This is a genomic window from Tsukamurella sputi (assembly GCF_007858445.1).
Lineage (GTDB): Bacteria > Actinomycetota > Actinomycetes > Mycobacteriales > Mycobacteriaceae > Tsukamurella > Tsukamurella sputi.
The window spans coordinates 1-529 of sequence record NZ_VIGV01000201.1 but is presented as its reverse complement, the minus strand read 5'-3'; the positions used below and the strand labels follow the sequence as shown (position 1 = coordinate 529).

The window sequence follows — 529 nt, the reverse complement described above, 5'->3', positions numbered from 1 at the left end:
TGATCTGCTTGTTGATCAGCGACACGTGCGTCCTCGTTTCGTTCGGGTACCTGTGGGTTCGAGATCGAGATTAGGTCGGACCAATTTATTGGACAAATCGATACACCTTGGATCACCCATCATGAATACCTATCGTCGCTGGCAGGGCGATCATGGTAGCGCAATCACATGAAGGTGATTCTCGTCACGAGCGCCCCCGATGGACGGTTCCGATGCGACTCGGCGAGCATGTCATCGCAGGTCACATGCGGTTCCGCAGCGGACGGGCACCCCGCGTGCGGATCCGGACGGCCGCAGTGTTCCCTCGGCCACACTCGTCGTCCGACCACGGCCCGCCCGACCACGAAAGAACCCCTCCGACCGAAGTCGGAGGGGTTCTTCTCTGTGGAGCTAAGGGGACTCGAACCCCTGACCCCCACACTGCCAGTGTGGTGCGCTACCAGCTGCGCCATAGCCCCGTATTGCGTTGTTCACCTGCGGTTTCCCGCCCGGAGAACATTACAGGAGGCAGCTCACGTGCACCAAATCG

At 60.1% G+C, this 529-nt stretch carries 1 tRNA gene; it reads right to left on the bottom strand.

Annotated features, from left to right (window positions below):
• Nucleotides 1–385: 385 nt before the first annotated feature.
• Nucleotides 386–458, bottom strand: a tRNA-Ala gene (locus FK268_RS23815).
• Between the last annotated feature and the right edge of the window lie 71 nt (nucleotides 459–529).